At 39.2% G+C, this 12,811-nt stretch carries 10 protein-coding genes, 1 tRNA gene and 1 pseudogene; 2 read left to right on the top strand and 10 right to left on the bottom strand.

The features are described from left to right. From ACN6OV_RS11375 to ACN6OV_RS11345, 7 genes and pseudogenes are all read right to left on the bottom strand, one after another. Positions 1-858 (bottom strand): hydrolase or metal-binding protein (locus tag ACN6OV_RS11375; protein ID WP_427953032.1); only part of this gene is annotated, 858 nt, incomplete at its 3' end. Between the two features lie 195 nt (positions 859-1,053). After that, on the bottom strand, positions 1,054-2,112 hold the full coding sequence (locus tag ACN6OV_RS11370) for a YqaJ viral recombinase family protein (protein ID WP_427953030.1): 1,059 nt from the start codon (positions 2,110-2,112) through the stop codon (positions 1,054-1,056). Positions 2,113-2,286: 174 nt separating this feature from the next. Beyond that, positions 2,287-3,318: a DUF932 domain-containing protein gene (locus ACN6OV_RS11365; protein ID WP_279733761.1), complete on the bottom strand. Its 1,032-nt coding sequence runs from the start codon at positions 3,316-3,318 to the stop codon at positions 2,287-2,289. 20 nt (positions 3,319-3,338) lie between these two features. Next, positions 3,339-3,617 carry a hypothetical protein gene (locus ACN6OV_RS11360; RefSeq protein WP_262558363.1) on the bottom strand — a complete coding sequence of 93 codons (279 nt, stop codon included), beginning with the start codon at positions 3,615-3,617 and terminating at the stop codon, positions 3,339-3,341. A gap of 103 nt (positions 3,618-3,720) precedes the next feature. Then, complete coding sequence (locus ACN6OV_RS11355; protein WP_262558364.1) at positions 3,721-4,680, bottom strand: inovirus Gp2 family protein; 960 nt, start codon at positions 4,678-4,680, stop codon at positions 3,721-3,723. Between the two features lie 312 nt (positions 4,681-4,992). Continuing rightward, on the bottom strand, positions 4,993-7,449 hold the full coding sequence (locus ACN6OV_RS11350; RefSeq protein WP_427953027.1) for a hypothetical protein: 2,457 nt from the start codon (positions 7,447-7,449) through the stop codon (positions 4,993-4,995). 271 nt (positions 7,450-7,720) lie between these two features. Next, a pseudogene (locus ACN6OV_RS11345) lies at positions 7,721-7,951 on the bottom strand (tyrosine-type recombinase/integrase); the annotation flags it as partial. Positions 7,952-8,574: 623 nt separating this feature from the next. On the opposite strand from ACN6OV_RS11345, the gene ACN6OV_RS11340 reads away from it, so the two are divergent. Both ACN6OV_RS11340 and ACN6OV_RS11335 read left to right on the top strand, forming a co-directional pair. Further along, positions 8,575-8,802, top strand: a complete 228-nt coding sequence (locus ACN6OV_RS11340; protein ID WP_427953025.1) for a hypothetical protein — start codon at positions 8,575-8,577, stop codon at positions 8,800-8,802. 220 nt (positions 8,803-9,022) lie between these two features. Next, a tRNA-Thr gene (locus ACN6OV_RS11335) sits at positions 9,023-9,098 on the top strand. Positions 9,099-9,152: 54 nt separating this feature from the next. Here ACN6OV_RS11335 and ACN6OV_RS11330 read toward each other — a convergent pair. The 3 genes from ACN6OV_RS11330 to ACN6OV_RS11320 all read right to left on the bottom strand — a co-directional run bounded on the left by ACN6OV_RS11330 (position 9,153) and on the right by ACN6OV_RS11320 (position 12,583). Next, the gene (locus ACN6OV_RS11330) at positions 9,153-9,980 is read right to left on the bottom strand and encodes an SAM-dependent methyltransferase (RefSeq protein WP_427953023.1); all 828 of its coding nucleotides are present in this window, start codon (positions 9,978-9,980) and stop codon (positions 9,153-9,155) included. A gap of 1 nt (position 9,981) precedes the next feature. Continuing rightward, a complete protein-coding gene (locus ACN6OV_RS11325; RefSeq protein WP_427953021.1) occupies positions 9,982-11,280 on the bottom strand; it encodes an FAD-dependent oxidoreductase in 1,299 nt (432 codons plus the stop codon). A gap of 424 nt (positions 11,281-11,704) precedes the next feature. Continuing rightward, a complete protein-coding gene (locus ACN6OV_RS11320; protein WP_427953019.1) occupies positions 11,705-12,583 on the bottom strand; it encodes a pirin family protein in 879 nt (292 codons plus the stop codon). Positions 12,584-12,811 lie beyond the last annotated feature (228 nt).

The following is a 12,811-nucleotide window of genomic DNA, read 5'->3' as shown; positions in this document are numbered from 1 at the left end:
CAATCCCTGCTGAATATTAAATTCAGGCTGCGTTTCCTCAATCTGCTGGCCTTCAACAGGCTGATAAAACTCCTCAATTACATCCAAACCTTCCTCCATGTCTACGTCCATCCTTCCATTCCCAAAACCCTTCCTTGCGGTAAAGTCCAAAGCCTCCTGATAAAACCCTGCCTGCTTGCTCTGCTCATCAATTTGCTTTGCCTGAATAATCGCTTCATTCAAGCTAATCCCCTCCCTTAAAGTCAGATCCACGTAATACACGGGCTGACGGTAGCTTTGTGTCGTACTCTTGCCCCGCAATATCAATTGCAAGGGGAGACATGACAACAAGCCTCCTGAAGCTGCATGGTAATAGTTCAACCGTGCAGCCAAAGTCCGAATACTATTAAAGCCTGTAGTTCTAAAGATGAAGGTGCCAAACTCATCCGATTCATCTAAGTTCACATGCAAACGCCCGTAGGGCTTACAGTTCCCACCTTGAGCCAATGGACATAAATCAGGGGATGGGCAGGGATGTTGCTCGACCCCTTGATTGGTTAAACGTTGGCAGGTTTCTCCATTACCGACACAGACGGGACGACCGGTCTGTCGGTCAAATAAGGTGTATTCAGCGCGTAAGTTCAGATCAGGATCATTAAAGATCATTCTGACGGGGATTGAGCGTAGCTTTTGATTCGGAGCATTCGCTCGGAGCTGTTCATCCAGTGGATGCTTCACCCAGCCTTCTTTGCTTTGAATCTGGGAAGTAATGGTGAACTGGTCATCTTTTTCAGGCAATCGCTTACCATTCTTTTCGATCATACGACCGATACTGATCCGTCCCAAGATTGGAGGAGTAATTGCTAAACCTTTAATCATGTTGATATTCCTTAATGTATTACCTTACAAATTTGGGTCTATGTATGTAGGTCGGAACAAGGACCAAATAAGTTACCCAAAGAATGTAGAGCCAGATAAAGTGCTACAGAAATCGCGACCGATTTGCTCTCTACCGAAGGGTAGAGAGCGGGGAGCGATTTTTGTGAATTTTTGATTGGGTGCTGTAGATAGGGCTTAGTCGGTATAGATGTTGAATCGACGACTGCCCTGCTTTTGAAGTGGATAAAGCTCGATGAGTTCAGGCTGGTGCTGAAGCAATGCCTTGGTATTGAGGCTGATAGAGTCCTTAGCTTTCTTCCAGACCACTGAGCCATGTGCAAAGACTGCCCTTTCCTTGTCTTGCATCATCATCTGGATTTCATGTTTAAGCTGGTCAAAGCGTTCCTGCTGATGCTGAATCTCTTCCTTCATTTTGATGAGCTGGTCGAACATCAAATTGGCATTTTCATTTTGCGAAAGATCCTCTACCGTTAAAGGTACATGCGCTGGATAAAGTTGTTGAATGGCTTTAGCTGCGGATTCACTTGCATCCACGGATGGTGGTGTATCCTTTTCCACGCATTCCCAGAAATATCGTTCTGCTTGAACAATATGTTCAATCACGGATTCTGATCGTGTCACTTTGAAGATCTTGGTTTCATGCCCACAGATCAAGACACAAACATGCGCTGCCTGTTTACCAGTCACCGCCAGTTGATGTTGTACCTGACAAAGCACATATAAAGGCACACCATCACGCCACAATTTTGCTCCATGCTCACCTGCTGTTTTGCATTCCAAAATTTGGACTTCATCGCTGCCGACCACGCTGTAATCCAGATTGGCTAACATAAAGTGTTTATCGGGATCAGGATGCTGTAGTACCGCATTGATCCGTCGCACCTTGTTATGGGTGTGCATGCTATAGAACTCTGCCACCAAAGGTTCCAGCTGCTTACCCCAATACAGCGGTGCTACACCTGAGCTTTCATCTTCTATGGATTGAGCCTGTCGTCCAGTTTTGATTAGCCAGAGTTCCAGCATCGACATATAGGGATTGAGACCACAGGCAGTCGCGGCATCACTGCTACCGATACCTTGTTTACGAACTTCGAGCCAGTCCTGATATTCCATCCCTTTGGTGTTGACCAGTCGCTTGGCTGCCGTTGAGCGTTTGGTAGTAATGGTTGGATTGACTACGATCTTTGATCCTACAGTCGTAGGCTGATGGGTAATAGATACAATTTGATTCATGGAATGATCCTTATAAATTCTGATCTCTGTAAAAGAAATGCATAAAAAAGCCATACCCGACACGAGGTCGGGTATGGCGATTTGTTTGCTGTTTTAATTGAGGGGGTTACATGAGTGCTATGAATAGCATTTGTTTGGGGTGACTTGATTTCGACATGAGTGAGTCAGTTAATCTCAGGCGATCAAAGCAAGCGCTTGCTCCAATCCTCGTTGTTTCACACCAGCACCCGCACCGAACCAAGCTGAATCAAGACGGTGATCTGTACTCATGGCACGTCGTTCATGATCCACAAATTCTGTGATGGAACACAGTAAGCCATAAGCCGTATCTTTGGCGGATGACAATTCAGCACCACGACCTTGACCATTAAACATCTCTAAAGCTTTATTCATGGCACGACCATTCGGTTCAGGCTTTTTCTCCTGAGCCTGCTGCGCGACATTGCGGTAGAACTGAATGATGTTTTCTTCAGGATCAGAAATTGACATGGTGCTATTATTAAACACGGCATCAAAGTAAGCCTTAGCTTCTTGCTGACTCACCTTACGCTGTGTGAGCTGTTTCATCTCATACATGTGCTCATCCCAGGCACGCACTGAAATACCCAATTGCTGTTTCACTTTCTCTGCATCAAACTTGGTACTATGCGGAACCTTCACCACACCTGCACTACTGCTCTGTCCACGTAGAGCAATGGCTAACGTGTTGTTACAGACCACTCGGATACTGGTGAATTGTGCTGTCGTTGCCAACGTGCCATCACATGCAGTAGCCAGCAAGATATAACCATTACTGACATCTTTGGACTTTAACGCGGTACTTTGCCCGGTACGTGCCAAAGCCCAGAACTTCTTCCCACCTTTCAAAACCCCTGCGGTTTCTAGCTCAAAACCTGATTGCTCAGTCAGATCCCGGTAGAACTCCAGAATCTCTTTAGGCTGAACTTCCTGATAACGCTGACTGACTACAGATAAAGGTGCATGGGTATCTGAGCGATACAACACTCGCTGCTCTTCAAAAGGCATGATGATGCTCTGACCACGTTCATTCTGTGCCATATAGCTGACGTTCGAGGATTCAATCCGCCAGTCCATCCCAGCTTGCTGTGCCCAAACTTCGAGTGGTTGATTCGGACTCAGCTGATTACCGAGACCATGCCAAGGGGTTTCGCCAACATAGGCGATTTGTTCGATTTGATGTGCCATCGTTCTTATCTCCTAGGTTATTAGCGGAAGTTCTGCTGACAGTGGTTGCAATGGTAATAGGTAAGGGTGATCGGCTTTTTAGGCTCATCAAACACGCTACTAAATAAACCACCAATAACTGCACCTGCAATACCACCAATAAATGGAGATACAGGCAATGGCAAACTCTTTGAAATGGATGCACCGATGGTTGCGAACGAAGCTGATGCTGCTAGACCTGTGGAATCAGAACCACTCGCCTGCTGATTAACAACCTGAATGACTTGATTCGATAAGCAATAAGGGCAATTTAAACTCATAATATATACCTCTAGAAATGACAAAGGCTCACCGATTGGTAAGCCTTGCAAAGTTAAAAAACTCGTTTTCACCTAGATAATGTATATCTGAGATTATTTTCATTTAGCGTTTAGGACGTTTACGACCATCCGGTAATCGTAAATCCAATCTAACCCTATTTATAGTATCTACGCTATTACGTCTTGATGGTCTATTAAACTTGCCGTGACCAAAACTCTGCATGTTTTTGACTCTTACTCGAAGGTACTGCTCTGTTTTATCTGGCGCTGTGAAATACCTGACTATCTTCAAAACATTAGCTCTTTTAGCATCATCTCCTCGAATTAAAGGACCTAGAGCATCGTTTCCACTTTCTTTGTAACTTCTACGATTCTGCTTAGTATTGCAGTTGTACCCTTGTCCAGTTTCTTCTGTTATTTCTTTCCAAGTATCAATAATACAATCTGCAATATGGCGATCAAACTTAACACGACTACCATTATAGAAAAGTAAGAAATGTGCGTGATATCCCTTTTCGGCACCTTGCTCTAAAGCATACATATAGCCCTGCAAATCACTAAAATGGCGATCTCTATCCTGTAATCGATCTAGTAGTTTTCGGATATCTTGCCTAAAGTCCGAAATATCAATGAATCTTCGCTTATTCTGTTTATAAGATAAATCAACCCGAATAACAGCTAATTTAGAATGATGTTCTAGCAATAACTCTGTGTACTCCATAGCCTTACATCGATTCTTTAGCTCATCCTCTTTGAAACGTTGAACTTCCCTGTCATGTTGTCTTTGAAACTTTTGAAATCTTGACTTCACATCACGAAATCTTAGTTTTTCTAAAATTGAGTTATCGATATATTGAAACGCTCTTACATCTTTTTCCAACTCCAACATCAGCTCAATCATGGCTTGGTTATAAGCAGAATAGATCAGATCTGAATTATATTGCTCCTGTAACTCTCTGAGTAAATCAACCAACTCAGACCAATAGCCATTCCATGGTCTTTGACGGGTTATCGTATCTTCCACAAAATTTTCAATTGCAGTAATCAATGAAGAATGATTCATCTTGGTGTGTTCCATTGCTATGTACCTGTTGTTAATACATAGCAATAGGGCTAATCGTTAAGAAATTACATATAGGCTTAAATTAGATAAGAGCTCTATATAATGTGAGTGTATATAGAATCATATATTTAATTAGTATTAGTAATATAGCCTTATAATACCCACTAAGACTTCAGCTACAAATGCAGTGATTCATTAGGCTTTCATAGTCATATTTCTATTCGTGTACACGTTTTGCCGATCATATTGTGAAGCGACAACTTTTTTATCTAAAAGCTAGCTTTGATATCATGAATTTATCAGAATAAATTACTATAGAGGTAGTAGTAATCGTACTAATCTTTCTGCCCTCCTCTCATAAAAATCAGCCCGCATATCCACCCCATCTTGAGATGAATTTTCATTGATTTCATTTACGCCTTTTTCATTTTCAGGCGTACTCACTTCAACTTGTGGAGTATTCTTTTCATCCGTTTTTTTAGGTGTAGCTTCTTTAATTCTACCCCTCAAAATTAGCTCTGGTCTTTTTTGATTGCGATGGCTTGTACTTTTATATTTATTGAAATATTCATACGCAGTATAAAAGCTCACTAGATCATTTCTCACCTGGTGAATAAGCTGTTTATCTTCTTTATTCACAATAAAATAGTCCGATTCAACTTCTTTAGACCATAATGTAGGGATTATTTTCAAGTCCGGCAAATTTCTATCAATTATCTGTTTGGCATTGTACCTCTTAGTAAACTTCCCCCAATAATCCTTAAATTTTAAATTTACCTCATCAGCAACAACATCTGAACGAAGGTAAAAAATAGCTGTACAGTCAATAGAATAGCAGCCATCTTTAAAAACAAAATATCCGATATAAGCGTCTAAATATGCCCCTATACTCTTTGGTGCACGTTTCGCTTTCTTAAAGAATTGAGTAACAATTGTCTTTAAGGTACTGATATCTAATCGACTCTGGCTATTATCAATTTTAAAGCGTACTAAAATAGTGTTCTCTTTAAAGCTTTTCTTTAAATAACACTGTGCTGATCTCGTGTTTTTTTGCACCAGCATTTCCATATAAGCTAATCTGCTTCGGGGAATTGAGATATGGCGCTGTTTGATTACCTTTAGATCTCGCACTATTAAATTTGTTACTTCCGCCAGATTTATATCGTGTAAGTCATACGTTAATGATGAATTATTTAAATTTAACGGAAGCGAAACAGTATTGTAGAGAGTCCAATTAGATGCCCATACAGAAAAATTAATATCTATTACATTATCTAATAAGGCCAAATACATCCTAGCTACACAGGGCCATTTAGAGGGATCTTGGTTGATCGATAGAGAAGTTGATAAACTGTCAATATATGTATGCTCCAAATAAGCCAGGAACAAATTAACCCTTTGCAATAGTTTTATTTGCTGTGCATCTAACTCATCAAAATATTTCAGCATCTCGTAAAATTTGTGTATAGACTTCGCATATTCTGGAGCACGTTTAACCAAACTGGCATCATCCCAGATTGAATTAAAATCATATGGCTTTTTCTCTAGATCATCCTTTTCTTGTCTTTTTGACTTTCTCTTATCATTTCGATCTTTTAAACGACGATCAGCTTTTCTTGTAATTAGACGTACAGGCGTATCAACTAATTGACTCTCGGCAGTGTGATTATCAGGACTAATAATCTTTCCCATTCCATAAAACAATCCTACAAACCACTTCAACATGAGAGCTAATTTTTTGCGATTAGGGAGTTTAAATTCTTTTATTTCTTTTATACCTAAGTGATCAAAAATTTGATCAATCGCAATAATTTCCGATCGAAAAAAATTAGTAATCTTACTACCATGAAAAAATATATCTAACTCACGATGTAATGACTCCTTGATTTGATTGGTATCAATTTTGTACGTTGAACTGTCTAGAATAAATCCAAGCATTAATCGAACTTCACCATTCAGTTCTATTTCACCTTTTGTAAGGATAGATAACCAAGGTAAATGAGTTATTCCTAGTTCAAGGGTATTCAACTCCTCTACTAGCAATCGTATTTTTCTTCCAATCGGAGTTTCAGCTAATATGTGATCTACTTGCCCTGTATGAATTAATTTTTCAATCTCTTCATCAGAAAAATCCAGTACCTGAAATTTTACCACCACAAGCGCTTGTGTAATCTTCTTAACGCCATGTAGCACATCCAAAATTTCACGAGCAATCTCATCGCCTTTATCTTGATCGAAATTAAATTTGTAGTTCTTTTGCTTGCCTAAATACTGCTTATATTGATCAATCGTCTCAAATACTTCCTCATAAGGAAAGTCTTCAACTTTCCATCTGTCAGATTGAATCTTGCTTCTAAAGACACACGATATCTCTTTATCTAGAAAATCAATAAAAGCATGAATTTTTTCTGGCAATCTATAATATCTAGTTGCTAGTTTCATAAGTGCAACATCAACTACTAGACCATTATAAAACTCAACTATCTGCTTTTTTTTCGCCTCATTTTTTGAAGAGCAAGCGTCATCCCAATCTACTTTGTGATAACCAATAAATTCTTCAACTAGCTCCAAACGCTCATACAGTCTTTCTAAAGTTTCGATAGTTTCCCGAAATATGCCTTTATGAATTTTCCTATTTTGAGTAATTGAATACCGATAGCTATCCGTATAGTAACGTTTCAAAAATCCAAAAATTTCTTTATCGGTTAATTTTTCTAATTGCCCGATTTCAGGAAGCTCCCTAAAAAATTGAAAGTTTGATTCATTCATGATTAGAATCTTCTAGTATTTTTAGATAATAGTTAAAAATTAACACTTCTAACCCTTATATTTCAAGATTTCTGCCTTCTATCAATAAAAAATAGTAACTATTATACCCCATTTACCTACCCTTAAACCCTATATTGGAAAATTTAAACCCCTACTTACAAACTATTAAGACAGTATATGTACTCAGTTTTCAGTTATAACGATGAAAAAAAAACCACGCTTTTTAGCGTGGTTTTTGTGATTTTTTTAGTCATTTAATTCAGCTAATCCTTCACTCCCCCCCATACCACTCCATCAATCTCACCCGCTCATCCCAATATTGCGCTCGGTTATATGCCGAGCGAATTCTATTTTGGGGCACATGTGCAAGCTGGCGTTCAATGGCATCTGGATTAAATAGATTCGATTCGTTTACGACTATACTTAATAGCAATCTAAAACCACGGGTGGTTATTCGTCCCACATAGCCTGAACGTTCAATTACTACCAAAATCGATTCACTGTGAGTAAAATAATTCAGATATACCAACTGGTTGTTATTTGTTCATTTAATAATAACCATCAGATGACATAAGAGCACCCTTATATAGTTGGGGGTATAAATGTGGGTATAATTAAAAATATATATTTTTATTTAATTATATTTCATTTACTTATAAAACAAATATGACTCCCTCTTTCGCCAAATTCGAAAGAACTGCAATCCAAAGCAGTGACCAAAGTTTTAAATCTTATAGATTTAAAACTTTTTTTATTTTTAGAGTTTCTTTTTTTTCATCTGCGGAACTACTGATTTTTCAGCATGTAAATCGTTATATTTTTTATTCTTGCATTTACTTCACCTCCAGAATTAGCTGTAGATCAGTCCTCAAAATACAGATTCATTAAATTTCTCATTGATCAACCTTTAGACATGATCATTTACAAATAGAAAAATTATATTCTAAAGACAATTACTTAAGCCTATGCTAAAACTAAGTCATCGCCCCGAGAAGGATACAAAGAAAAAACTTATTTATCTGAATATCATTGAACTGAAACGCAACGCATATAAGCTAAAACTTGATCAACCGAAAAACAAAATAATCGACCTTTCACATATATCACTGCTATTCCGGAGAAGACATGAATAACAGCCAGAACTATGTTAAGCAGATCAAGAACGCCAAACGTGGTGGCTATACCCCGACCATTGCCAAAGACATTAACAAACATAAAATTCAAAAAGCACAGCGTCTGATTGACCAATGGCGAAAACTCGCCGACGAACTCCGTCCACAAATGCAACTGGATATGGCCTATACCCTAGAGGAATGTGCACAGGATCTCGATCAAATTTTAAGAACCAAATAACTCAACTAATATTTTATTCAGTACATCTAAAAAAACTTCCCTTCTGTACCGCCCACTATCCGTGGGCGAATTTATACAGTGCGTCTATTTTAAAAATTAGCAATGCAAGCGCCTTCGCTTTGAATTTTAAATCGGCGCTTTCTAGGCATTAAATAAAGCATCATTTGCTTATTTTTTGGCTTGCGCCCATGCAAAAAATCTGTAAAATGCATTCCACAACGCCGGCATAGCTCAGTTGGTAGAGCAACTGACTTGTAATCAGTAGGTCCACAGTTCGAATCCGTGTGCCGGCACCATTTCTTAGCCTCGCTTTTTAGTGAGGCTTTGATGTTTCTGAAGCCTGCATTTTCTTAAGGCTTTCTGACACTGATTTGCACATAACGAATCAGTCCATCTGAATATAATTTTTCACATAATTTAGCCGTCATCTGGATCTTGAATTGACCCAGATCGAAGTGTGCTGCACCCAATTTTTGCTGCTGAATATAGCGTGCAAAACCCTGCAAAACCGGCGTACTCAGATCTGCAATATCCAAAACTTCAAAGCCTGCATTTTCCAGTTGTGCATGTAAACCTTGTTTTGAATTTAAATGTTTTAAATTCACATCGGCAGCTTTTAATAAACTTTGATATTTCAGTTGCTGCAATGAATTTAAATTCAAAAACTCATCCGACAACATCAAATAATGAAAAGCAAAACGCCCTTTTGAATTCAAAATATCAAAAACAGAGAACAACAATGAATTCAAATCACTATGATAAGCTGCATCAATACATAACACGGCATCCAGACTATGCTGTGGATAAATATTTTTTAAATTCAAAAACGAATCTTGGGTAATTTTAACTTTTGAATTTAAATTTTTTTGGATTTTTTCCACGCAGTGTGGCTGTAATTCAACTGCGGATAAGTTTTGAATTTGAAATTGTTTGAGCCAAAAAATCAGGCTTGCACCTTGCCCACAGCCCAAATCGAGCAGGTGGTCATTAGAAGTTAATTGGATGGATTGTGCGAGATGAAATGCAAGTTCTTGACAGGCCTGAGGATAGGAAGACTTTGCATCTTCCCAATAGCCCAGATTGCTCCAAGCAAGTTCTGCATCATCCCCCAGTATTCGACTGTTAATCGCATATTTATGTGTCGGAAGATATTGCTGAATTGCTTGAAGCCATTTCATGTTAGTAACCGAGTTGTGGGGCAACCTCCACTTTAGGTTTTAAGCCCACAAACGGCAATGGTGCACCAAAAATTTCTGCAATATGCATGGCAGAAGTCACCGCAGATTCTAAAATTGGCAAGCCATCACATGACCATGAACCGCAGAAAAATACTTTACGATCTGTCGCCAAATGACGTTGTTGCAATTCTTTGTTCAATGCCACGGTATGTGAATCCACCACTGCACGTGTCAAAGTGACTGAAGAAATGACTTTTTTCGGATCAATGTCAGTGACTGGGCGCCATGTTTGGAACACAGGGGTTTTACCGACTAAGCTTGGTTCAATCGAGTTGAGCCATACCGTAAATTGCTGACGGGTAAATTTACGATCCATCATATAGCTGAGTACTGCCCAATCTTTACGCTTCGGCGGCATCACGGTTGGATCGGTATGAATCACCAACTCGCCTTGTTCGAATTTAAATTTCTTTAACAGTTCGATATCGTCTGCAAATTGGGTCGGATCCAAAAATTCTTGCGTTTTGGTGGTTGGCGTTGCTACCACCACGCGGTCAAATACGTGATGGCCACCTGATGCATTTTCAACGATGACTTTATCGTCTTGCTCATGCACTTTGGTAATCGCCTCTCCGCTTTGAATGTCGATCCCTTCAATTAATTTATCGACCAAAGCTGGCGTACCGCCTTGAAGACGTAATAAGGCATCGCCATCGGTCAATTGACGCAGGAAAATCAACAACGGTTTTGCTGGCCATTCGCCAATAGTTTTCGGGTTACAGGTACAAATCGTATACAGCACTGGCATGACGGCACCATGCCAGAACACTTCTTCGATGTCATTCTGATTAATAAATTCAGCTAAAGTGATGTCTTGATTTTTAGATTTAAAAAATTTCGCAATGGCTGCTTTTAATTGCAGCATGCCTTTGACTAAACGCCAGCCATATTGCTGCAAGCCTTTGCGGTTATTAATAATCGGGAAATTACCAATACGGCTACGTGTCGTGGTTAACCATGTTTCCGTACGATCTTCAAAAAGCCAGCTACACGCCATATACGTACGCACAGGAAACGTTTTAATCCCTAAGTGCGTCGCCAAACTTAAGGTGTTTTTCCATAAATGCGGATTCATGACGCGTAAAGGCGCATCAATTAACCCGCCTTCAAACTCGGTGCTATGGCTGTCCATACCACGACCCGGCAGAGCTTCGAAAATTGTAATGTTATGCCCTGCGTCTTTAAGAATTCTTGCGGTAGCCAGCCCAGCCATGCCACTACCGATGACTGCTATATCCAATTTTCTATTCCATTTATAAAATTTGAATAAAAGTATGAACGATCACAAGTCAAAAATAGCTATTAAAAAATACCAGATTCATTTTTTTTGTATGGATTTTCGTACAAAAAATTTAGCCGAGATTTAACAAATAATGACAGCTTTAAATTTCACTATTAAATATTAATTTTTAAAGATATTTTCTATTATTTTATTTATTTATCTATAAAACCATACAATTAAATTAACCATTATTATAACTATTGGTTTACTTCTAAAGTTTTTATCGCTAATATTCGCCCACAACAAAGTGATAACTGCATCACAAAACATAATAAATAGAATGATATTTAAATCATGACCAAGAAAAAAAATACAGCGCAAAATAAAAGCCTCTGAAACTTCAGAGGCTTTTTTTTGGATCATAAAAGTGCAGAGTGAAAGCTTAAGCTTCGGAATTCACTGCAATTTCACCAAATTTACCACGATTAAAATCATCAAAGGCTTGAACAATTTCTGCTTTGCTATTCATCACAAATGGACCATAACCTTGAATTGGTTCATTCAAAGGCACACCACTGAGCAATAAAAACTTGGTGTCGTGCAATGCTTGTAGTTGAATCGCAGTATCCTCTTGTGCAAACATGACCATCGAACTATCCAGTACTTTTTGACTGCCATTAATAATCACTTCACCATTTAACACCACCAAAATGGTGTTATGGCCTTCGGGCACATGCAACTGTGTTTCATAGTTCGCTTTGAGCTCACCATCCCACACATTAACCGGACTAAAGGTTTGCGCTGGCCCATGATGCCCCCCCATTTCGCCAGCAATCACGCGGATATGCCCAGCACCTTCATCCATTTCAATACGTGGAATTTCAGCACGGGTAATCGCTTGATAACGCGGTTGGGTCATTTTGTCTTTTGCAGGTAAGTTGACCCACAATTGCACCATTTCAAACATACCGCCCGCTTTGGCAAATTCTGGAGAGTGAAATTCTTCATGCACAACGCCTGAACCTGCAGTCATCCATTGCACATCACCGGTTTGGATCGTACCGCCACCACCACTCGAATCTTTATGGGTCACTTCACCACTATAAGCCAATGTTACGGTTTCAAAACCACGATGTGGATGTGAACCGACCCCATGTTGTGCCGTAGTTGGGTCGAATGGATACGGTGCTGCATAATCGAGAAGTAAAAATGGACTTATTGCCTGACCCAAACGGTCATAGGAAAATAAGTTTTTCACTGGAAATCCATCACCGACCCAGTGCATTTGCTGATTACGATAAACACCAATGACTTTTTTCATCTTTAATTCCTCTATTCATACATTGGATGAACATGGCTTTATTTTAGTCTCTGTCCTATTGGCATGCTAGAAGTGAAATAGCACTCTATATCTCAAATATAGAACAATCTTTGGTTAGTTCATCTGTCATTTTTTACTCCCGCGCAGAATTAATATGGCTCTAGACTAGCAGACTAGTTATGTTGGTCTGTAATCATGATTAAAAACAGTAAATTAAGCCACTACAAG

The organism is Acinetobacter sp. (assembly GCF_050285345.1).
GTDB lineage: Bacteria > Pseudomonadota > Gammaproteobacteria > Pseudomonadales > Moraxellaceae > Acinetobacter.
Note: the sequence above shows the minus strand (reverse complement) of the source record. Positions and strands in the feature narration are given on the sequence as shown.

Coding starts and splice junctions, on each gene's coding strand:
- ACN6OV_RS11370 (WP_427953030.1), bottom strand. CDS start 2,112: ATGAATCAAATTGTATCTATTACCCATCAGCCTACGACTGTAGGATCA.
- ACN6OV_RS11350 (WP_427953027.1), bottom strand. CDS start 7,449: ATGAATGAATCAAACTTTCAATTTTTTAGGGAGCTTCCTGAAATCGGG.
- ACN6OV_RS11360 (WP_262558363.1), bottom strand. CDS start 3,617: ATGAGTTTAAATTGCCCTTATTGCTTATCGAATCAAGTCATTCAGGTT.
- ACN6OV_RS11320 (WP_427953019.1), bottom strand. CDS start 12,583: ATGAAAAAAGTCATTGGTGTTTATCGTAATCAGCAAATGCACTGGGTC.
- ACN6OV_RS11340 (WP_427953025.1), top strand. CDS start 8,575: ATGAATAACAGCCAGAACTATGTTAAGCAGATCAAGAACGCCAAACGT.
- ACN6OV_RS11355 (WP_262558364.1), bottom strand. CDS start 4,680: ATGAATCATTCTTCATTGATTACTGCAATTGAAAATTTTGTGGAAGAT.
- ACN6OV_RS11330 (WP_427953023.1), bottom strand. CDS start 9,980: ATGAAATGGCTTCAAGCAATTCAGCAATATCTTCCGACACATAAATAT.
- ACN6OV_RS11365 (WP_279733761.1), bottom strand. CDS start 3,318: ATGGCACATCAAATCGAACAAATCGCCTATGTTGGCGAAACCCCTTGG.